Source organism: Candidatus Rokuibacteriota bacterium (assembly GCA_030647435.1).
In the GTDB taxonomy this organism is placed as follows: domain Bacteria; phylum Methylomirabilota; class Methylomirabilia; order Rokubacteriales; family CSP1-6; genus AR37.
On sequence record JAUSJX010000048.1, the window covers coordinates 91,955 to 112,069 of the forward strand.

17 protein-coding genes are annotated in these 20,115 nt (G+C 69.6%); 10 read left to right on the forward strand and 7 right to left on the reverse strand.

Annotated elements, in window-relative coordinates:
• Positions 1-80: 80 nt before the first annotated feature.
• The 8 genes from Q7W02_09085 to Q7W02_09120 all read left to right on the forward strand — a co-directional run bounded on the left by Q7W02_09085 (position 81) and on the right by Q7W02_09120 (position 11,653).
• Positions 81-2,126 carry a hydantoinase/oxoprolinase family protein gene (locus Q7W02_09085; GenBank protein ID MDO8476332.1) on the forward strand — a complete coding sequence of 682 codons (2,046 nt, stop codon included), beginning with the start codon at positions 81-83 and terminating at the stop codon, positions 2,124-2,126.
• The gene (locus Q7W02_09090) at positions 2,123-3,919 is read left to right on the forward strand and encodes a hydantoinase B/oxoprolinase family protein (GenBank protein MDO8476333.1); all 1,797 of its coding nucleotides are present in this window, start codon (positions 2,123-2,125) and stop codon (positions 3,917-3,919) included. The genes Q7W02_09085 and Q7W02_09090 overlap by 4 nt, the downstream gene beginning before the upstream one ends.
• Before the next feature lie 2 nt (positions 3,920-3,921).
• Positions 3,922-4,701 (forward strand): SDR family NAD(P)-dependent oxidoreductase, encoded by a 780-nt coding sequence (locus Q7W02_09095; protein MDO8476334.1) that lies wholly within the window; start codon positions 3,922-3,924, stop codon positions 4,699-4,701.
• 116 nt (positions 4,702-4,817) lie between these two features.
• On the forward strand, positions 4,818-5,729 hold the full coding sequence (locus tag Q7W02_09100; protein MDO8476335.1) for a polysaccharide deacetylase: 912 nt from the start codon (positions 4,818-4,820) through the stop codon (positions 5,727-5,729).
• A 112-nt stretch (positions 5,730-5,841) separates the two neighbouring features.
• Positions 5,842-8,682 (forward strand): excinuclease ABC subunit UvrA, encoded by a 2,841-nt coding sequence (gene uvrA / locus Q7W02_09105; GenBank protein MDO8476336.1) that lies wholly within the window; start codon positions 5,842-5,844, stop codon positions 8,680-8,682.
• Positions 8,683-9,921, forward strand: a complete 1,239-nt coding sequence (locus Q7W02_09110; GenBank protein MDO8476337.1) for an MFS transporter — start codon at positions 8,683-8,685, stop codon at positions 9,919-9,921.
• Entirely contained in the window at positions 9,921-11,135 is a 1,215-nt protein-coding gene (locus Q7W02_09115; protein MDO8476338.1) for a hypothetical protein, read from the forward strand. The genes Q7W02_09110 and Q7W02_09115 overlap by 1 nt, the downstream gene beginning before the upstream one ends.
• An 11-nt stretch (positions 11,136-11,146) precedes the next feature.
• On the forward strand, positions 11,147-11,653 hold the full coding sequence (locus Q7W02_09120) for an OB-fold domain-containing protein (GenBank protein MDO8476339.1): 507 nt from the start codon (positions 11,147-11,149) through the stop codon (positions 11,651-11,653).
• A 122-nt stretch (positions 11,654-11,775) separates the two neighbouring features.
• Here the strand turns inward: Q7W02_09120 and Q7W02_09125 are convergent, their stop codons facing one another.
• From Q7W02_09125 to Q7W02_09150, 6 genes are all read right to left on the reverse strand, one after another.
• Entirely contained in the window at positions 11,776-12,303 is a 528-nt protein-coding gene (locus Q7W02_09125) for a UGSC family (seleno)protein (GenBank protein MDO8476340.1), read from the reverse strand.
• The gene (locus Q7W02_09130) at positions 12,300-13,355 is read right to left on the reverse strand and encodes a hypothetical protein (GenBank protein ID MDO8476341.1); all 1,056 of its coding nucleotides are present in this window, start codon (positions 13,353-13,355) and stop codon (positions 12,300-12,302) included. The genes Q7W02_09125 and Q7W02_09130 overlap by 4 nt, the downstream gene beginning before the upstream one ends.
• A gap of 11 nt (positions 13,356-13,366) precedes the next feature.
• A complete protein-coding gene (locus Q7W02_09135; GenBank protein MDO8476342.1) occupies positions 13,367-14,020 on the reverse strand; it encodes a DUF3047 domain-containing protein in 654 nt (217 codons plus the stop codon).
• Positions 14,021-14,024: 4 nt separating this feature from the next.
• Entirely contained in the window at positions 14,025-15,434 is a 1,410-nt protein-coding gene (locus Q7W02_09140) for a VWA domain-containing protein (protein MDO8476343.1), read from the reverse strand.
• A gap of 116 nt (positions 15,435-15,550) precedes the next feature.
• Positions 15,551-16,096, reverse strand: a complete 546-nt coding sequence (locus Q7W02_09145; GenBank protein MDO8476344.1) for a hypothetical protein — start codon at positions 16,094-16,096, stop codon at positions 15,551-15,553.
• Between the two features lie 5 nt (positions 16,097-16,101).
• Positions 16,102-17,016, reverse strand: a complete 915-nt coding sequence (locus tag Q7W02_09150; GenBank protein ID MDO8476345.1) for a MoxR family ATPase — start codon at positions 17,014-17,016, stop codon at positions 16,102-16,104.
• A gap of 110 nt (positions 17,017-17,126) precedes the next feature.
• On the opposite strand from Q7W02_09150, the gene Q7W02_09155 reads away from it, so the two are divergent.
• Together Q7W02_09155 and Q7W02_09160 are read left to right on the forward strand one after the other, a co-directional pair.
• The gene (locus Q7W02_09155) at positions 17,127-18,248 is read left to right on the forward strand and encodes a M48 family metallopeptidase (GenBank protein MDO8476346.1); all 1,122 of its coding nucleotides are present in this window, start codon (positions 17,127-17,129) and stop codon (positions 18,246-18,248) included.
• 124 nt (positions 18,249-18,372) lie between these two features.
• Positions 18,373-19,668 carry an ATP-binding protein gene (locus Q7W02_09160; GenBank protein ID MDO8476347.1) on the forward strand — a complete coding sequence of 432 codons (1,296 nt, stop codon included), beginning with the start codon at positions 18,373-18,375 and terminating at the stop codon, positions 19,666-19,668.
• A 42-nt stretch (positions 19,669-19,710) separates the two neighbouring features.
• On the opposite strand, the gene Q7W02_09165 is transcribed toward Q7W02_09160, so the two are convergent.
• Positions 19,711-20,115 (reverse strand): response regulator, encoded by a 405-nt coding sequence (locus tag Q7W02_09165; protein ID MDO8476348.1) that lies wholly within the window; start codon positions 20,113-20,115, stop codon positions 19,711-19,713.

A 20,115-nucleotide genomic window follows, 5' to 3' on the forward strand; every position in this document is an offset into this window, starting at 1 on the left:
CGGGAAACCCAGGACGGGAACCCGATGGAGAGGCACCGAACCCTGCTAGAATCGGTCGGCGGGTCGGGGGGACCGCGCGCATGCAGATCGGCGTCGACATCGGCGGCACCTTCACCGATATCGTGGCCCTCGACGGCGAGGGCCGCCTGGTCCTGACCAAGGTCCCCACCACGCCCAAGGATTTGCTGGAGGGCATCGACGCGGCGGTGCGCCGAGTCCTGGCGCTGGCGGGCGCCCCCGCCGGGGCCGTCGAGCGGTTCATCCACGGAACGACCGTCGCCACCAACGCCGTGCTGGAGCAGAAAGGCGCGGTCACGGCGATCCTCACCACCGAGGGCTTCGAGGACGTGCTGGAGCTCGGGCGGATGAAGCGCTCGCGCATGTACGACCTCGACATGGACCCCGAGACACCGACCTTTCTGGCGCCGCGGCGGCGCCGCATCGGCATCCGCGAGCGGCTCGACGCCCGCGGGGCCGTCCTCACGCCGCTCGACGAGGAGCAGGTCCGCGCCGCCGTGGCGGGCCTCCGGGACCAGGGCGTGCAGGCGATCGCGGTGTGCTACCTCTTCTCCTTCGTCAATCCCGCGCACGAGCGCCGCACCCGCGAGATCTGCCAGGCGGTGGCGCAGGAGATCAGCGTCTCCCTCTCGTCCGAGGTGGATCCGACCTTCCGGGAGTACGAGCGCCTGTGCGTCACCGCCTTCGACGCCTACGTGGGCCCTGTGGTGAAGCGCTACCTCGCCGGCCTGGCCGAGACGCTACGGGGCCTCGGCATCCCGGGCGTGCCCCTCGTCATGCGCTCGCGGGGCGGGATCGTCTCTGCGTCGCTGGCGGCGCGGCAGCCGGTGACCCTCTTCCTCTCGGGCCCGGCCGGGGGTGTCATCGGCGCCCGGTTCGCGGCCGAGCGCTCCGAGGTGCACGACTTCGTCTCCCTCGACATGGGCGGCACGAGCAATGACGTGGCGGTGGTGCGGGGCGGCGCGCCGCTCATCGCCAGCGAGGGCTCGATCGGGCCGTACCCGGTGCGCACGTCCATGGTGGACGTGAACACCATCGGAGCCGGCGGCGGGAGCATCGCGTGGATCGACGGGGCCGGCGGGCTCCGCGTGGGCCCCCGGAGCGCCGGCGCCGATCCCGGCCCCGCGTGCTATGGCCGGGGCGGCGACCAGGCGACGGTGACCGACGCCAACCTCCTGCTCGGCTACCTGAACCCGGAGCGTTTCGCCGGCGGCTTGATGGCGCTCGATGTGGGAGCCGCCGAGCGCGCCGTCGGCGCCGTCGCCAGCCGGCTCGGCCTGGACCTGATCGCGGCGGCGGCGGGCATCCACCGCGTGATCAATGCGCGGATGGCCGACCAGATCCGCCTCGTGACCATCAAGCGCGGCTACGACCCCCGGCAGTTCGCGCTGGTGGTGCTGGGGGGCGCGGGACCGGTGCACGGCGCGCCGCTGGCCGAGGAGATGGGCATGGCTGAGGTGATCGTGCCCGAGACGCCGGGAGTCCTGGCGGCCTTCGGCCTGCTGGCCGCCGCCATCGAGCACCACCATGCGCGGACACTCCAGGCGGGCACCGACGGCGTCGACCTGGACGCGGTCAACCAGTGCCTCGCCGAGCTGGATGCGGCCGGCCAGGCGCGGATGCGGGAAGAAGGCGTGCCGGCTGCCGAGGTCCGCGTCGCCTACTCGGCGGACATGCGGTACGTCGGCCAGGCCTACGAGCTCGAGGTGCCTATCGCCGCCCCGCTCACCCGCGAGCGGGTGCCGAAGGCCGTGGGCGCCTTCCATGCGGCGCACGAGCGCGTCTACGGTTACGCGCGCGTGCAGCAGCCGGCCGAGTTCGTCAACTTCCGGGCAGTGCACACCTTCCCGCTCCCGCGACCCGTGGTGCGGCCGCCCGCGCGCGCCGCCGGCGCGGCGGACGGCGCGCGCGTCGGCGAGCGGCGCGCGTACTTCGCTCCCGGCGGCTTCGTCACGACGGCCGTCTACGATCGCGCCCGCCTGCCGCTCGGGTCGCGGGTGCCGGGACCGGCCATCGTCGAGCAGGACGACACCACCACGGTCCTCCCTCCGGGGCACACGGCCCTCGTGGACGCCTCGGGGAACCTGCGCATCAGGAGAGCGTCTTGAGCGCGCGTACGGTCATCGACCCCATCCTCCTGGAGGTGCTGCGCAACCGCCTGGACACCATCGCCGACGAGATGGAGCTGACGCTGCTCAAGAGCGCGGCGTCGCCCATCGTCAAGGAAGGCCTCGACGCCTCGGCGGCGCTCTTCAATACCCAGGGGGAGACCATCGCCCAGGCGGCAGCCATTCCCATTCACCTGGGGGCGCTCCAGTTCGCCGCGCGGCGCCTCGTGCGGGCCTTCCCGCCCGCGCGCATGCGGGACGGCGACGCCTATCTCCTGAACGATCCCTACGACGGCGGCACCCACCTGCCGGATATCACCCTGGCGGTGCCCGTGTTCTCCGAGGGGCAAGCGGTGGCGCTGGCGTGCACCATGTGCCACCACCAGGACGTGGGGGGGCGCACGCCCGGCAGCGTGCCGACGGACGCCACCGAGCTGTACCAGGAGGGCATCATCATCCCGCCCACGCAGCTCTTCCGGGCGGGGGAGCTGGACGAGAACCTGTTTGGCCTCCTCACCCGCAATGTCCGCCTGCCGGACGTGTTCACCGGCGACCTCATGGCTCAGGTGGCGGCAGGGCGGCTGGGCGGTATCCGGCTGCGCGAGCTCTTCGCCACTCATGGGACCCAGATCGTGCTGGACTATATCGAGGAGCTGCTCACGCGGGGGGAGACGCTGACGCGGCAGGGGATCGAGGCCATTCCCGACGGGGAGTACCGCTTCGAGGACTATCTCGACAATGACGGCGTGGAGCTCGACCGCCGCGTGAAGATCGCGGTGACGCTCCGGGTGCGGGGCTCGTCCATGACGTTCGACTTCACGGGGACGGATCCGCAGGTGCGCGGGCCCTTCAACTCGGTGCCGGCGTCAACCCTGTCGGCAGTGTACTATGCCATCCGCGCCATCTCCGACCCGTCCGTCCCGAACAACGGGGGCTGCTTCCGCGCGGTGGACGCGGTGCTGCCCGAGGGGACGGTGGTGAACCCGTGGCCGCCGGCGCCGGTGAGTTGCCGCACGGCGACCATCAAGCGCATCGCCGACACCATCCTCGGCGCGCTGGTCCGGGCGCTGCCCCACCGCATGCCCGCCGCCAACTCCGGCACGCTGCTCGTTATGGCCCTCGGCGGAAGCGACCCGCACACCGGCCGCCCCTTCGTGGCCAGCGAGCTCGCCGCGGGCGGCATGGGCGCGCGCCCGCGGAAGGACGGGATCGATGCCATCGAGACCGACGTCTCCAACTGCATGAACATCCCGGTGGAGTCGGTGGAGATGGGCTTTCCGTTGCGCATCCCGCGCGCCGGCCTCTGGACGGACTCGGGCGGCGCGGGGCAGTTCCGCGGGGGCCTGGGGCTGGAGAAGGTGTTCGAGGCCACGACCACCGACGTCATGGTCTCCCACCGCGGCGAGCGCTTCGCGTCGGCGCCCTGGGGGCTCCATGGCGGCGCGCCCGGCCGGTGCGCCCGCGCTTTCATCCTCCGCAAGGACGGGCGACGGGAGGAGCTGCCGTCGAAGAAGATGATCGTGCTCCACGCGGGCGACCAGCTCTGGGAGTACATCGCCGGCGGAGCTGGCTACGGGGACCCGCTCGATCGGGACCCCGAGCTGGTCCTGTCCGACGTGCTGGACCGCAAGGTCTCGCTGGAGGCCGCACGCGAGGCCTACGGCGTGGTGCTCATGCCCGAAGGCGGCGCGCTGGACGAGCTGGGGACGAAGGAATGCCGCGAGGCACTCCGCCGCCAGCGAGGCCCGATCGGGTGGACCTTCGACCGCGGTGTCGACGGGCGCGAGGCCTGAGCGTGGGGGTGTGGTTCTCTGGGCAGGCGTTCCTGATCACGGGCGCCGCATCCGGGATCGGCCGGATGCTGGTCGAGATGCTGGCCGAGCACGGCGCCGTGCTCGTGCTGTGCGACGTCGACACAGAGCAGCTCGAGGCCACCCGCCGGGCGCTCGCCGAGGCCGGACGGCGCGTCCATGCCATCGCCGCGGACGTGTCGAGCCCGGATCAGGTCGAGCGCATGGCGGCCGAGGCGTTCCGCGTCGCCGGCCCGATCAGGGGGTTGGTGAACTGCGCGGGCATCTATCCGGTGACGCCGCTTCTCGAGATGGCCGCGGAGGAGTGGGACCGTGTGCTCAACACCAACCTGAAGGGGCCGTTCCTGGTGACGCAGGCGGTGGCGCGGCGCATGATCGAGGCGCGCAGTGGCGGCAGCATCGTCAACATCTCGTCAAGCGCGAGCCGGCTGGCGCGGCCGGGCATCGCCCACTACGGGGCGTCCAAGGCCGGGCTCAATCAGCTCACCGCCGTGATGGCCGTGGAGCTGGCGCCGCATGGCATCCGCGTCAACGCCGTGGCGCCGGGGCTGATCGGGACGGACCGCGTGCTGGCGGCGGCGCGCGGTCCCGCGGGGGAGGCGGAGCACACGACGAAGCTGGCGCGCATCCCGCTCGGCCGTGAGGGAACGCCCGCAGAGGTCGCCGACCTCGTGCTGTTCCTGCTGTCGCCCGAGGCGAGCTATTGCACGGGTGGTGTGTACGCGGTGGACGGGGGGTTCACGCTGGGGATTCCGCGCTACTGAGGAGCGCCGCCGAGCCCACCGGGGCGTGATTGGACCGCGCGCGCGGAGCACGAGGCGCAGGACGGGCTGATAGCGGCAAGGGCCCGATTCGTTGATCCCGGAAAGAGGAGCGGATGATGAGCGACCCAAAGAGCGGCGGACAGGAAGCGCCCTGGCAGTGGGCGGAAGCAAAGTGGCGCGGCATCGTCGGCAAGGTTCGGGCCGGCCGCTCGCTCAAGCCAATGCAGTGGAAGGACGGCGCGCGGGTGGCCGTCGCACTCTCGTTCGACTCCGATCACGAGAGCGGCACGCTCCGGGAGGGGGAGAGCTCGCCCGGGAAGCTCTCGCAGGGCCAGTACGGGAACCGGCAGGGCGTCCCTCGCATCCTGGCGCTGCTGAAGCAGCACCACGTCCCGGCGACCTTCTTTGTGCCCGCGGTCATCGCCCAGCTCTATCCCGACGAGCAGCGGCGCGTCGTCGCCGAGGGACACGAGATCGGCACCCACGGCTGGATCCACGAGCGCAACAGCATCCTGCCCGCCGAGACGGAGCGCGACTTGCAGAAGCGCGCCGCCGACACGCTGGAGCGAATCAGCGGTGTCCGGCCAGTGGGCATTCGCACGCCGTCCTGGGATTTCAGCCCGCACACTCTGGCCATTTCCCGCGAGATGGGCCTCGTCTACGACTCCTCGCTGATGGCCGACGACGAGCCGTACGAGCTGCTGGAAGACGGCCAGCCCACCGGCATGGTCGAGCTGCCGGTGGAGTGGATCCGAGACGACGCGATCTACTTCAACATGGACCGCTTCTCGGCCCTGCGCCCCTACACGCCGCCGGCCTCGGTGCTCGACATCTTCAAGGCGGAGTTCGACGGGGCCTATGCCGAGCGGGGGCTGTTCCTCTTGACCATGCACCCCCACATCATCGGCCACCGCTCGCGCATCGCGCTCCTGGCCCGGTTGATCGAGCACATCCGCGGGCATGCCGGCGTGTGGTTCGCCACCCACGCCGAGATCGCCCGCTACGTGAAGGCGCAGATCGGCCTCTGATCGCAGCGCACCAGGCTCGGGCCATGCGGTCGAGCGCGCGTCGCTCGCCGGCTCAGAGTTGCCGCGCTGGTGCCGCGTCGGGTAGACTTTCCATCTCAGGAGGACCTATCGGATGGCGCAGCCCCTCTGGCTCCGGATCGAGGGAGCCAGGCAGAACAACCTGAAGAACGTCACGCTCGCCATCCCGCACGACCGGGTGACGGTCGTGACCGGCGTGTCGGGCTCGGGCAAGTCCTCCCTGGCCTTCGACACGATCTTCGCCGAGGGGCAGTGGCGCTACATCGAATCCCTGTCGGCCTACGCCCGCATGTTCCTCGAGCGGCTCGACCGGCCCGACGTGGACCGCATCGAGCACATCCGCCCGGCGATCGCCCTGGAGCAGAAGAACCCGGTGCGGACGGCGCGCTCCACCGTCGGCACGGCGACCGAGCTCCACGACTACCTGCGCCTGCTCTTCGCCAAGGTCGGGCGCGTCCACTGCCCCAAATGCGGCAGCGAGGCGAGGAGCGACTCGGCCGAGCGCGTGGCGGACGAGCTGATCCGCGACCACCCGGGCGCGCGCGCCCTGGTCTGCTTCCCCCTGCCGGCCGCGCCGCGCCCCGATCCGAAGGCATTCGTGGCCGCGCTCGTGCAGCGCGGCTTCGCCCGCATCAAGGTGGGCGAGACGCTGCTCGATCTGGCCGATGCGCAGTCGCCGGGCGTCACCCTGCCTGCCCTCGACGGCCAGCCCGTCCAGGTCGTGCTCGACCGCGTCACACTTTCGCCCGGGAGCCGGCGCCGCGTCACCGAGTCGATCGAGACGGCTCTCAGCGAGGGCGACGGGCGCGCCACCGTGGAAATCGTCGGACATGGCCCGCTGACCGTGAGCCGCGAGTTTCGCTGCCCGCGCTGCGATATGCCCCTCGCGCGGCCCCAGCCCCTCCTCTTCTCGTTCAACCATCCGCTCGGCGCCTGCCCCGAGTGCAAGGGCTTCGGCAATATCTTGCGCTACGACGAGGCGCTCGTCGTGCCCGACCCCTCGCGCAGCATCGGCGAGGGCGCCGTCGCGCCCTGGTCGCAGCCCTCGGGACGCCGGTACCAGAAGCAGCTCCTGAAGGCGGCCAAGAAGCGGGGCGTGGACATCTCGCGCCCTTACGCCCAACTCGCCCAGAAGGACCGCGAATGGATCTACCAGGGCGGCGACGATTTCCCCGGGATCCAGGGTTTCTTCGAGGAGGTCGAGGGCTACCGCTACAAGCTCCACGTCCGCGTCTTCCTCTCCCGCTACCGCAGCCAGTGGCCCTGCCCGCGCTGCGGCGGGGCGCGGCTCCGTCCCGAGGCGCTGACGGTCACGGTCGGCGACGCCACCATCGCCGACTGGAACGCCAAGACCGTCGAGGACCTCAACACCTTCCTGGAATCCATCAGCTTCTCGCCGGGGGAGGCGGCGGTGGGGCGCGAGGCGCTCAAGCTGCTGCGCGCCAAGCTCTCCTTCCTCCAGCGAGTCGGGCTCGGCTACCTGACCCTCGGACGCCAGACGCGCACGCTCTCGGGCGGCGAGGCCCAGCGCATCAACCTCGCCAACCAGCTGGGCGCGCAGCTCGTGGGCACGCTGTACGTGCTCGACGAGCCCTCGATCGGGCTCCACGCGCGCGACACCGAGCGGCTGGCCGAGCTCTGCCGCGAGCTGGCGCAGGCGGGCAACACCGTCATCATCGTCGAGCACGACCGCTCCTTCATCGAGTCCGCCGACTACCTGGTCGAGATGGGGCCGGGGTCGGGCGAGCGGGGCGGCGCGGTCGTCTTTGCGGGCACCCAGGCTGAGTTCGCCAAGGACCCGCGCTCGCTCACCGCCGCGTACCTGACCGGCCGCGAGAGCATCCTGGTGCCGCTGACCCGGCGGGAGGGGCGTCGTGCCCTCGTGATCCGAGGGGCGCGCGAGCACAACCTGAAGAACCTGACCGTGCGCATCCCGCTCCATACGCTCACCTGCGTCACGGGCGTCTCGGGCTCCGGCAAGTCCACGCTCGTCCACGACACGCTCTACCGCGTGCTGGCGCGCCACTTCAAGATCGAGCCGGCGCGTCCCGGCGCCCACGACGAAGTCCTCGGGATGGAGTTCATCAAGGGCATCCACCTGATCAACCAAGAGCCGATCGGCCGCACGCCGCGCTCGAATCCCGTCACCTACGTCAAGGCCTTCGACGAGATTCGCAAGCTCTTCGCCGGGCTGCCGCGGGCCAAGGCGCTTGGGCTCGCCGCGGGCGCCTTCTCCATCAACGTGCCCGGCGGGCGCTGCGAGGCCTGCCAGGGCGACGGCCTGCAGAAGCTCGAGATGTACTTCTTCGAAGACGTCTACGTCACCTGCCAAGAGTGCGAAGGGCGCCGGTACCGCCCGGACGTGCTGCAGGTCACCTACAAGAACCGTAACATCAGCCAGGTGCTGAAGCAGACCGTGGACGAGGCCGTCGAGTTCTTCGGGGCGCAGCCGGTCCTCGCGCGGCGGCTCAAGGTGCTGCAGGAGGTGGGGCTGGGGTATCTCCGCCTCGGCCAGCCGGCGACGACGCTCTCCGGCGGCGAGGCCCAGCGCCTCAAGATCGCCGCGGAGCTCTCCGCCAGGCTCGCCTCGGACATGCTCTACATTCTCGACGAGCCGACGACCGGCCTGCACCTGGACGACGTGAAGAAGCTCCTCGTGGTGCTCAACCGCCTCGTGGACGCGGGCAACACGGTCCTCGTGGTGGAGCACCATCTCGACGTCGTCAAGACGGCGGATTGGGTCATTGACCTCGGGCCCGAGGGCGGCGCGGCCGGCGGAGAGATTGTCGTCGAAGGCACGCCCGAGCAGGTCGCCCAGAGCGTCGGCTCGTACACCGGCAAGTTCCTACGCGATCTCCTGCCGCGGCCCAACGGCCTGCCGCGGAACAACGACCAGCCGCGGCCCATCAGAAAGTCCGGCGCCGGGCGCCACTGAGTGAGGCCCGCGCCGTTCTACGGCTGGGTGGTCGTGGGGGCGGCCTTCTCCGTCTTCTTCATGGCCTACGGCGCACAATTCTCCTTCGGGGTCTTCTTCTCCGCGCTGCTCGAGGAATTCGGCTGGAGTCGCGGCGCGCTCTCCGGCGCCTTCGCGCTCTACGCCTTCGGCTACAGCGGCCTGGCCGCCGTCTCGGGCCGGCTGACGGACCGCTGGGGGCCTCACGCCGTCATCGCCACGGGCGGCGTGTTCCTCGGCGCGGGCTGGATCGCCATGAGCGCGACCAGCGCAATCTGGCACCCGTACGTCTTCTACGGCGTCGTGGCCGCCGTCGGCATGTCCACGGCGAACGTCCCCTGCACTGCCACGGTGGCTCGCTGGTTCGCCAGACGGCGGGGGCTCGCGACGGGCCTGGCCTCGGCGGGCGGCAGCTTCGGCGCCTTCTGCCTGCCGCCGATCGCCCAGCTGCTCGTGTCGAGCGTGGGTTGGCGCCGGGCCTACGTCATCTTCGGCGCGGCCATCCTCGTGACGCTCAACCTCCTGGCCCCCTTCATGAAGCGCGATCCCGAGGGACTCGGCTTCACGCCCGATGGCGACCCCCCCGCCGAGGCCAACGTCGTCCGGCCCGAGCGCGGCCGCGACTACACGATGCGCCAGGCGATGCGGACGCGGGCCTTCTGGGTGCTCTTCGCCCTCTTCGCGGCCACGTGGATTCCAGTCTTCGCGCCCTTGGTCCACCTGGTGCCCCTGGCCCGCGGGCTGGGTGTCGACCCGCTCGTGGCCGCGACGCTCGTGAGCGCGCTCGGTCTGGCGGGCATCCTCGGCCGCCTCATCCTGGGCGGCGTCTCCGACCGCATCGGCCGCCGGTCGGCGATCGGCATCGGGCTCCTGCTCCAGATCGCGGCCTTTCTCGGGTTCGCGGTGGCCGGCGCCCTCCCCGGCCTCTACGCCGCGTCGATCGCGTTCGGGTTCTCGTACGGCGCCGTCGGGTCGCTCTTCCCCGCGATCGTGGCGGATTTCTTCGGGCGCCGGCAGGCCGGCAGCCTGGTCGGCCTGCTCTTTGCGATGTCGGGCTCCATGGCGGCCTTGGGCCCGCTGGGCGCCGGCTTCATTTATGATCGCACCGGCAGCTACGGCCCGGCCTGGGTCGGCAGCGCGGCGCTCAACGTGGTGGCGCTGGGGCTCCTCGCCTGGGCCCGGCCGCCGCGTCGGCTCGAACTCTCTCTCAAGGAGGCGTGATGGCTGGGCTCAAGGACAAGTACTGCATCGTGGGCGTGGGCGAGACGGAGTACAGCAAGCATTCGGGCCGGAGCACGCGGGCCATGGCGGTCGAGGCCGTGAAGACGGCCATGGCCGACGCGGGGCTCAAGGCCGCCGACGTGGACGGCATGATGTCCTACCAGAGCGGCGACTCGACGCCGGCCAACTGGGTCGCCCCCGACCTCGGCATCCGCCTCAACTTCTACATGGACGTGTTCGGCGGCGGCTCCTCGACCGAGGCGCTGGTGGGCCTGGCGATGGGCGCGATCGAGTCGGGCATGTGCAACACGGTGGCGATCTTCCGCTCCATGAACGGCTACTCCGACTTCCGCATCGGCGGCACCGGCGCGCGCGCCGCCCAGCCCGTGCGCGGGCTCGACCTGGCGCAGATGCCCTTCGGGATGCGCAGCGCCGGGCAGAGCTTCGCGCCCACGTTCATGCGCCACATGTACGAGTACGGCACGACCTCCGAGCAGGTGGCACGCGTGCGCGTGGCGCACAGCAAGCACGCCTCTCAGAACCACAAGGCGCTCCTGAAGGAGCGCGTGACGGTCGAGGACGTCGTCGGCTCACGCTGGATCACGAAGCCCCTCCATCTGCTCGACTGCTGCGTCGAGACGGACAACGCGACCTGCATCATCGTCACCTCGGCCGAGCGCGCGCGCGACCTCAAGCAGAAGCCCGCCTACGTCATGGGCGTGGCCGGCAGGGTCAACAAGGCGCGCACCGACTTCCACTGGGCCGCCGGCCCCATCTCCCGCGTCGCAGGCTACTACGCCAAGGGCATCGTCTTCGGCCAGGCCGGCATCAAGCCCGAGGACGTGGACGTCACGGGCTCCTACGACGCCTTCACCTTCACGACCATGCTCCAGCTCGAGGAGTTCGGCTTCTGCAAGAAAGGCGAGGGCGGGCAGTACGTGTCGAGCGGCATCATCGAGCTGGGCGGCAAGCGGCCGAACAACACCTCGGGCGGCCACCTCTGCGAGGGCTACACCCACGGCATGAGCATGGTCATCGAGAACGTCCGCCAGCTGCGCGGGCGCGTGGACGACTACTGCCCCGGCTGGGCGGAGGGCAAGCACAGCTACGACTACTCCCCGGGCAAGTGCCGGCAGGTCAAGGACGCGAAGATCACGATGAACCTCGGATGGGCGATGCCGCCGACCGGCTCCGCCCTGATACTTCATAGCTAGGAGCGATAGAAATGGCCAACGTCGAATACCGCGGCATGAACCTGGTGATTCCGGAGAACGACTCGGAGTGGCGCGAGCACTTCAAGCTGGCTCGCGGCCACAAGCTGATGCTGCGCGGCTGCAAGGCCTGCGGACTCATGCGCTACCCGCCGAGCCACGCCTGCCCCTGGTGCGCCGCCCTCGAGTGGGAGTGGAAGGAGGTCAGCGGCAAGGGCCACATCTACTCCTACGAGGTGGTGCATCACGCCATCCAGCCGGGCTTCAAGGAGTGGACGCCCTACGCGGTGGTGCTGGTGGAGCTCGACGAGCAGCGCGGCAAGCCCACGGCGGACGAGGCGCTCAGGATCATCGCCAACCTCGTGACACCGGACGGGAAGCCCGAGGCCGAGGCCAAGGTCGCCATCGGCAAGCGCGTGCGCGTGGTCTTCCAGGACCTCGCGGCCGACTTCGCCCTGCCCCAGTTCACCCTGACCGACGAGCCCTCCGTCGGCCGCGTCTGGAGCCTGCCAGGCGTCTGAAAAAGGCCCATCTGCTTCGTTGGCGCCCTCGGCCGCACGCTCAACGTAGAAGGACTACGCCTCGCGTGCGGCCCTTCGGGCGCCGCCTCGCATCTGGACCTTTTTGAGCCGCCTGCGGAAACTTAGCTCGTAGTGAGGCGGGCGACGATCTCGTCAAACACCTTGTCGGCCAGCACCCTGACCTCGTCGCGGGTGAGCGTCTGGATCGGGTGCGGCACCATGATCGTCTTGTAGGCGTCGGCGCCCAAGGCGGATGCCTGGGCGCGCGCGGCCTTGGCGAACTCGGTCGAGATCACCGTCGCCGCCGGCAATCCCTGATCTTCGAACCACACGCCGTCGTGCACACTGCACGTTGTGCAGGACCCTCAGTCGGCGAGGGCCTCGATGACGGCGTCGCTCGTCTTCAGGATCTCCGCCCGCAGGTCTTCCGGCGCGGGCCGCGCGAAGGTCGGCTTCTTCTTCCTCAGGATGGCCTTCGGCTTGGCGCGCTCGCGGAGCAGCTCTTCCACGCGGTCGAGCAGGTGGTCGCCCTTGGCCTTGGAAATGTCGAGGAGCGTGATCACCTTGCCGTCGAGCGTGGCCAGGCGCGCGGCCGTCTTGCGCGGCACCGCGACGGAGTCGGTCGGATCCAGGAACTCTTCGGTCGTCATAGGTCCTCCCGGGGCGATTGTACCTTCTTAATGACCAGGCGCGACATCTTCGGGAAGGTCCAGCCCGGGATGACGGCCGAGAAGCGGCCCGCGGTGCCGCCCGCCACCACGAACTTGAGGTTGGCCGGCTCGCGGAACTTCGGGATCAGCGTCGCGTCGGTCTCCGGGTGCGAGAACTTGGCCATCACGTGAGCCGGCAACCCATCGCCGCCCTCCAGCCCTGGGATCAGCTCGCTGACGGGCTTGCGCAGCCGGTGCCAGAGGAAGTCGCGCATGTCGGCCTTGCTCCAGCCGTCGCCGGCGATGGTGCGCGCGTGTTCGGGCGAGAGCACGACCAGCGTGTCACCGTGGTGCGTGGACTTGTGGTGCGAGATGACTTCCAGCGAGCGCGAGATGGTGATGAGGAGGTCCTTGGCCGTCAGGCTCCGGTGGTCATAGACGCCGTGGGGCGCCTCGGCCGCGAAGGCCGCGACCGTGCTCTCGTCCTGGGCGAAGCCGTGCTCGACGGCCAGCGAGTCCCAGGGGTTCTCTTCCTCGTGCTCGCCGATGCAGTAGGTGTAGCGCCCCGGGTGCGCCATGGTGGACATGCTGATGGTCCGGGCCGACGCTCCACCCACGTTGGCGACGATGAGCCTGAGCGCCCGCCCGATGGTCGCGTTGGCGCGCCAGCCGGGCCCGAAAACCCCCGCGGCGCAGTTGATGTCGAGCGCCTTTCGCGCGGGGCCGTTGACGATGAAGAGCGGCGAGTGAAAGTTGGTCGTGGCGGAGACGCCGTGGAGATCGAAGGCGTCGTCGCACATGGCCTCGACCCCGGCGATCACGACGGGCAGGTACTCGGGGCGGCAGCCGGCCATGACCGCGTTGACCGCGATCTTCTCGACGGTGGCGCGGCCGAAATTCGGCGGCACCAGCGCGACCAGCTCGCCGGCCTCACGCCCCGAGCCCGCGACCATCGCGGCGACGCGCTCGCGCGTGGGAGGAACGACGGGAAGGCCGTCGGTGACGCCGCGCTCGAAGAGAGTCTCGAAGGGATCCTGCTCAGGCTGAGGCACAGGCGCCCCGCTCAGGGCTTGCAGAGGCGGAAGTTTGCGTAGTCGCCCTGCGCGGTCGACTTCGTGTCGTCGGAGTCGGTGAGGACGGCGATCCCGGAGGCCTTCGGCGTCTCGGTCTCGTCGAAGAACTTCTTGTAGTCCTCGAAGATGTTGACCCGCTCCTCCATCCACGAGCCCTTCCGGTCGGTGCCGTTCCGGATCACCAGCGCCTGGGTCAGGCCGCCGCTCGAGGAGAGACGCGTGCCCACCGGCACGACCGCGCTCCAAATGTACTTGAGCGACTTCACCGACCAGGGCGTGTGGGGGAAGACGGCGTAGACGGAGACGGCGCTGTCGTTGGTCTTGGACTGCCGTTCGTCCGGCCCCGCCGGGAACTCAACCGGACGCCAGGACCAGGCGAGCATCGGGTATGTCTTGGGGTCCCACTCGTACTGATTGGCGGCCTGGATACCAAGGCCCTTGGCGATGGCGTGGAGGAAGCGCAGGCCGTCCATCTCCTGGATCGAGTAGACTTCGCGCCCGGCGTCCTTGCGCGGCTTCCAGTCGGGCGGGAACTCGCCGACCTTTCCCCTGGAGAAATTCTCGACGGTGATGCACTCCTGGGCACCCGCCGGCTCCGCCAGGAGCGCGGCGGCGACGAGGGCGATGACGAGACGCACCGGCACGGCGCTACCGCCCGCGGCGCCACCAGGAGTGGACGAGTTGGTCCACCACCTGCACCAGCTGGCCGACGGTGCGGCATTCCTTGACGATGTCGCACGCGGGCGAATACAGCGGCATCACGCTGTCGCCAATGCCCCAGCCCCACTGCCCTTCCGGATTCAGCCAGATGATGCCCTTGACCCGCTCCCGGATCTGACGGATCGCCCACGCCTGGGGGTCGTTGTAGTTGTTGCGCGCGTCGCCCAGGACAAGCACCGTCGTCTTCCGATCGAGCGAGTCTATCTCCGTGCGCACGAAGCGGCTGAAGGCGTAGCCGAAGTCCGATCGGCAGTGGTAGTCCACCGGCGAGGACTTGAGCGCCCACTCGATCGCGTGGTCCACCGGGTAGGTCTTGAATGCCTGGGTCACCTCGGCGATCTCCGAGACGAAGACGTACGAGCGCATGCGCGAAAAGCACTCCTGCAGGCTCCAGACCAGTTGGAGCATGAAGCGCGAGGCGTTGCGCACCGAGTCGGACACGTCGCAGAGCGTGACGAGCTTTGGCTTCTCCCGGTGGCGCCGCCGGAAGCACACCTCCATCGGGACTCCACCATACTGCAGGCTCTTCCTGATGGTCCGGCGCGAGTCGAGCCGCCCCTTCTCCTCCTGGCGCTGGCGCAGGGCGAGGGCGTCCTTGATCTTGCGTGCGAGGCGCGCGACCACCGCCTTCATCTGCGCCACCTCGTCCGGCGAGAGCGCGAAGAGCGGCTTGTCGGTCAGCACTTCGCGCGTGAGCTTCTCGCCCTGCCGGTAGGCTCGGCGCTCGAGCTCGCGCTCGACGTGCTGGCGGATCATGCGCCGGAAGGCCTCGAGGCGCAGGTCGAGGTAGTTGCGGATCCGCGCGAGCATGCCCGGGTCCATGCCCTGGGCCTCGAGCAGCTGCATGATGCGCGAAAGATCGCGCTCGATGGCCTCCCAATCGAACTTGTCGTAGATGCGCCGCGAGAAGTAGCCGATCTGCAGGAAGTACATCAGCCGCTCGAGCCCGGCGCCGTGCCCCTGGCCGCGGATGGCCATCTCCATGTCCGTGCCCTCGCCGCGGAGCATCAGCTCGGTCAGCTCGTCCATCTCCATGTTCTCCTGCGCCATGAGCTGGTCGAGCATCTGCTGGATGCGCGGATCCTCCGGTCCGAGCGCCTTCTTGAGGCCCGCGCCGAGCGCCTCCAGGTCGAGGAAGTAGAGATCGAACAGGCGGTCGAAGGTCGGCAGGTCCCGCGACTCCTTGATGAGCGTGGATGCCAGGGCGGCCTTGAAGGTGTCGCGGTGCTCGAGACCGATTTCCGAGGAGGCCGACAGCGCGTCCATTGCCTCGCTGGGCGAGATGCGAAGCTCCGCGCGCCTCAGGTCGCCGATGAACTCGAGTATTCTTTGATCCATTTAAGTTCTGGGGGGGAGCGCCACCTGCCGCTCCGTTTGAGGGTTGGCTCGGCTCGCCTTCGGCTGCGCCTCACAAATCAGTCCCCAGCCCCCCCACCAGGCGTCTGCCGTGATTCTCATCGGGAGAAGGTCACCCAGGAGGATTTGAAGACGTCTTCGCCGCCGTCGCGGGTGATGGGGCAGAGGCGCCCGTCCTCGAGGCGCAGCAGGCCGTGGAAGGACCCGGGGGCGATGAAGTGCGTCATCTTGAGCTTCCACCCCAACCCCTCGCCCGGCGCCTCTTCCTCGCGCTCAGCAACGCGCGTGACGTCGGGCGCGTCGCCGACGAGGTGCAGGACGCGCACCGGCCCCTCCGAGCAGCGGAGCCCCAGCACGACTTTGTAGGCCGGGTCCTGGCGGGAGGTCTCCACGGTCATCTCGCCGGGCTGCAGCAGGTGCGGCACGGCCTCGGGCATGGCGGCGCGGAAGAACTCGCGAGGGGCCGGGTGCGTGTAGTAGAAGTGCCAGCGCCCGGCCGCGTGGATCCAGAGCTTGGTGTACTCGCCGAGCGCCGCCGAGATGCAGCGCCCGCCCTCGATAAAGACGGGCCCGCCCGGCCCGAGCTCCGGCAGCCGGATGCGTGGGCACGGAAACCACAGCTCGCGGAACTCGGTGAGACTCATGGCGCCTAGTCGAGGTCGGCCAGCACCTTGTCGAGCGCGCCCTTGACCCGCTCGAGGTCCTTTTCGTGCTTGACCAGCATCGTCAGCGTGGATTCGACCAGGTCGCGGTCCAGGCTGTCGGCATTCAGGATGATGAGCGAGCGCGCCCAGTCGAGGCTCTCCGACACGGAGGGCGCCTTGCGCAGGTCGAGCCCGCGGATGCGCTGCACGGTTGTCACGACGGTCTGGGCCAGCCGCTCGGAGATCTCCGGCACCTTCAGGCGGATGATGGCCAGCTCCTCGTCCGGCGGCGGGAAGTCGATGAAGAGGTGCAGGCACCGACGCTTGAGCCCGTCGGAAAGCTCGCGCGCGTTGTTCGATGTCAGCACCACCAGCGGGATGTTCGTCGCCTTGATGGTGCCGAGCTCCGGCACCGACACCTGGAAGTCCGAAAGGACTTCAAGCAAGAACGCCTCGAATTCCGGCTCGGCCTTGTCGATCTCGTCGACCAGCAGGACGACGGGGTCGGGGGACTCGATGGCCTGCAGCAGCGGCCGCGGCGCGAGGAAGCGGTGAGAGAAGAAGGCATCGTCCTGGCCCGAGATCTTGGCGACCGCATCCGCCAGGGACGGCGCGTCGGCGATCAGCTCGCCGATGCGCTCGCGCAGCAGCTGGGTGTAGAGGAGCTGCTTGGCGTACTTCCACTCGTACAGCGCCTTGCCCTCGTCGAGACCTTCGTAGCACTGCAGACGGATCAGCCGCCGGTTGGTGATCTCGGCCAGCGTCTTGGCCAGCTCGGTCTTGCCGACGCCCGCCGGGCCTTCGATGAGCACCGGCCGTCCCATGCGCTCCGCCAGAAAGACCACGGTGCAGATTCGGCGGTTGGCGATGTAGCGGGCGTTCTTGAAGTGCTGCTGGACGTCCTCCGGAGACTGGAACATGTGGGCTCCTGTATGAGTGAATTGGCGTGAAGTGTAGCACACTTGCGCGCCGCCGGAACCCTTGGGCCGATCGCTTGGCTCTTCCGTCTCCCAGGGCGATACTCGAAGCCATGACCGAATCCAGGCCGGACGAGGGCGAGGCCCGCTCCTACCATCGCTGGCAGTTCAGGCTGGGCGCGCTCGGCCTGGTCTTCACCGCGGGGTATCTCCTGGCGCTCCTCGTCACGGGAGCGGCCGCGCATCTCCGGGATCTGCTCGCCGCACGGACGCTCAACTGGTGGCAGGTCGTGCCGTCGGCCGTACTGATCCTGGGCGCGGGTCAGCAGCTCCTGACGCTCCCGGTCTCGTGGCTCGGCGGATTCTGGCTGCCGCGACGCTATGGGCTGAGCCACCAACAGCTCGTCTCATGGCTGTGGGACAGGGCCAAGGGCGGTCTCATCGGAGTCGTGCTTGCCACGGCGGGGTCCCTCGTCGTGTACGGGCTGCTCCGCTCGACGCCGTGGTGGTGGCTCTGGGCGGCGGCCGCCTTCTTCGCCGGCCACGCGCTGCTGGCCTTCGTGACACCCATCTGGCTCCTGCCCCTCTTCTACCGGCTGACACCGCTCGCCGACGGCGATCTCCGGTCGCGGCTCCTTCGGCTGGCGGAGCGCGCCCGCGTGCCCGCCGTCGGCGTGTGGATCGCCGACCAGTCCCGCTGGAGCCGCACCGCCAATGCCGCCGTGACAGGCCTCGGCAGGACCCGGCGCATCCTTCTCTTCGACACGCTCGTGAGCCGCTTCGAGCCGGAGGAGGTCGAGGCGGTGCTTGCCCACGAGCTCGGGCACCACGTCGCGGGCGATGCCTGGCGCGGGCTCGCCGTTCAGGGCGCGGTCACGCTGGCCGCGTTCTGGGTCGCCGATCGCGCGCTCGCCGCGGGGGCGGGAGCGCTCGGGCTCTCGGGGCCGGCCGACATCGCGGGGCTCCCGCTCCTCGGCCTCGTGACGATGGCCGTCAGCCTGATCGCGCTCCCTGTCATCAACGGGTGGTCCCGGCGGGTCGAGACGCGGGCCGACGACTTCGCTCTCAGGCTGTCTCAAAACCCCGCGGCATTCATCGGGGCCATGGAGCGGCTGGCCGACCTCAATCTTGCGGAGCGCGACCCACATTTTTTGAAGGAGCTGGTCTTGTATTCCCACCCTTCCGTGGGCCGACGCATAGCCCGCGCCAGAAATCGAGCGTGGTCAGAAGGCTGACACTGTTCGATTTCTTGCGCTGACACATTGGTGGAGCGCCTGCGCCGGCCCGCCAACGTCCGCTGGGCACAGCCCGAAGCTCCCCCTAGCCTAGTGGCACCGGACTTGCTACCCTTGGGTCCTCATGCGCAACCACGAGCCCACGTCCCTGATCCGGCATCTCCAGGTCCTCCGCGCGGTCTCCGAAGCCGTGAGCCGGTCCCTCGACCTCAACGAGGTCGTGCAGCGCTCACTGGCGGCCCTCACCCATGTGACGGGACACGAGATCGCGAGCCTTCATCTGATCTCCGCCGACGGGAACAACATGCTGCTCCGTGGAGACCGTGGGCTCAGCGATGAGCTGCGCCGCGTCAACCTCGAGCTGCCTTTGGGCGAAGGTTTGATCGGCCGGGTGGCGCTGTCGGGGACCGCTCGGCGGGTGGACGACGCGAGCCTGGAAGAGGATCTGCTGCCGGCCGCCCGCGCGGCGGTCAGCTCCGACGGTATCCGCGGCTTCGTCTGCGTGCCGATCCGGGCCCGCCACCGCATCCTGGGCACCCTCTCGCTTGGCCGCCAGACGGAGGACCGCTTCACCGACGAAGAAGTCGCGCTGCTCGAGTGCGTCGCCGACCAGATCGGTCTCGCGATCGACAACGCGCGGCTCTATGGCGAGATCAACCGCCAGCTCGACGACCTGCGCCGCGCCCAGGTCGAGGTGGTCAAGGCGGAGCGGCTGGCCGCCGTCAACGGCCTGGCGGCCGGCGTGGCGCACGAGATCAACAACCCGCTGACCATCATCATGGCCCAGCTGCACCTGCTGGCCCAGGGCGACCTGGACCCGCAGATCGAGGAGGCGATGGGAGTCATCGACGCCGCCGCCAAGCGCGCCGCCTCCATCGTGCGCGACTTGATCCTCTTCGCCGAGCACCGCCCGCCGCGGCGCTCGCGCTGCCAGGTGGGGGAGCAGGTCCGGGAAGTGGTGACCTTCGAGGAGGCGCGGCTCGAGGCCGAGGGCATCACAGTGCGCGTGCACCTCGAGCCGGTGCCCGACATCTGGGCCGACCACAACCACCTCCAGGAGGTCCTGCTGCACGTGCTCCAGAACGCCCAGCATGCCGTGCGCGAGGCGCACACCGGCGGGGTCCTCTCGATCAGCGTCAAGCCGACGGCGACGGGCGTGCGCATCGAGGTAAAGGACGATGGACCCGGCATCCCACCGGAGCACCTGCCCCGCATCTTCAACCCGTTCTTCACCACCAAGCAGCCGGGGGACGGGCGCGGCCTCGGCCTGTCCGTGGCGCACAGCATCGTCACCGAGCACGGCGGCCGCATCTGGGCCGAGAACATCCCGGAGGGCGGCGCGGTCTTCACCATCGACCTGCCGATCGGCGAGCCCGAGCCGGCCCGCGAGCCTCTTCGATTCGAATCCCGCCGCCTCTAGCTGCAGTCGTTTCTCCGGTTCGCCGGCCCGGCGAGGTCGCGGCTAGGGCCGGCCCCCCTCACCTCCCGGCCGCGCAAAGGGCGATCGGTAGCCGAGTATCTCGCGCACTTTGTGAGCCAGACCCGCCAGGGTGAAAGGTTTCGTGATCAGCGGATCTCCGGAGATCACCCCGTAGTCAGCGAGGAGCTCGCTTGTAAAGCCGGACATGAAGAGCACCTTCGTCTCGCGCCGGATCGAGCGCAGCCGGTCCGTGAGCTCCCGCCCGTTCATCCCGGGCATCACGACATCGGTCAGCAGCAGATGAATGGGTCCAGCGTATCCCTCGGCGATTCGCAGCGCGTCTTCTCCGCCCGGCGCCTCGAGGACATGGTAGCCTTCTCCCGCAAGGATATCCCTCGCCAGGGCGAGCACCTGCTGGTCGTCATCCACCACGAGGATGGTTTCCAT